Raw genomic sequence first — 1,116 nt, 5'->3', positions numbered from 1 at the left:
GCGATGAAGGTGGCGAGCGCATAGCTGACGTCGACGCTCCACCACGCCAGGGCCCAGAGGCCGACGAAGGGACCCGCCGTGACGGCGATTTCCCAGGTACTGCGCCAGCGCGACGGCTCGCGGTAGCGGGCGAGGACGGCCACCCATTCCCGCGCGCTTTCGGGCGCCGGGACGCCGGGGCGCGAGGTCTTGGTTGCTTCCGCCTGCATCATGTCGCGATCGTTCGCCGGAGCGACAGTTTCGGTCGCATGCTTTTGTTCGCCCTCGTCACGACGGCAGGTCCGAAAAGCTCCCGTTCGAGGCGCGCGATGCGAAGTTGCCGGATCTTGACGGCCTTCGCCTGGCCCTCGGCATGCCTTGCTGCGGCACCGGCGTCCCCGGCCTTCGTCTCCGAAGGGTCGGCTTTGAAGCGTGTGTATGTTATTGGCACGGATAGTCTCCTTCGTCTGGGTGAGGAATGTGCAGCATCGGGGCTGTCCATCCGGGTCAGATGTTCCGAGGCCGGATCTAAACCGGCGCGTCGCCGCGGAAGTCCCGGGCGGGCGGGCGCAATCTGGAAGTCGGCCGCTTCCCGTTCACATGGCCGAGGCGGGTCGTAATGTGCGTGCTGAGCGAGCCCGACAGCGCGCGGCGGCAGATCACCTCGAGAGACACGGGATCTCCCACCGGTTCGGCGCCGCCGGCATCCATCGACAGGACCACGGCCAGCCTGCGATGCCCGACCTTCACGTGACTGCCGATCTTCGCGGGGGAGCAGCCGCAAACAGTCGCGGCATCCCGAAGCGAAAGGCCTTCCGGACCGGTCAGGACCAGGGCCTCGCGCTGCCCGACCGGCAGCGCGTTGAAGGCCCGCAGGAAGCGGGTCTCCGCACGGTTGGCGACGGGGTTCGTCCGCGGCGCGAGGCGGTCGCCCACGGCGCCGAAGTCGTTCGCGGCGCGTCCGGCGGGCTGCGGATCGGCGTAGTAGACGGTGCGGAGCATGCGGAACAGCCAGACCCGCATGTTCGACCCCCGGGGAAAAGCATCGATATTGGCCCAGGCCGCGACCACCGTTCGCATCACGATGTCATCGGCAAGCGCGCGTTTTCCGGCCAGAACCAGGGCGAAGGCACGCAT

The 1,116-nt window shown here is 68.2% G+C and carries 1 protein-coding gene and 1 pseudogene; both read right to left on the bottom strand.

The window, feature by feature from the left end; translation table 11 throughout:
* A pseudogene (locus P6F26_RS19575) lies at window positions 1-212 on the bottom strand (hypothetical protein); the annotation flags it as partial.
* A 295-nt stretch (window positions 213-507) separates the two neighbouring features.
* On the bottom strand, window positions 508-1,116 hold a 609-nt coding region (locus P6F26_RS19570), incomplete at its 5' end, for a sigma factor-like helix-turn-helix DNA-binding protein (RefSeq protein ID WP_278030390.1).

Origin of the sequence: Roseicyclus salinarum (assembly GCF_029624655.1) — a bacterium.
Classification (GTDB): Bacteria; Pseudomonadota; Alphaproteobacteria; order Rhodobacterales; family Rhodobacteraceae; genus Roseibacterium; species Roseibacterium salinarum.
Note: the sequence above shows the minus strand (reverse complement) of the source record. Positions and strands in the feature narration are given on the sequence as shown.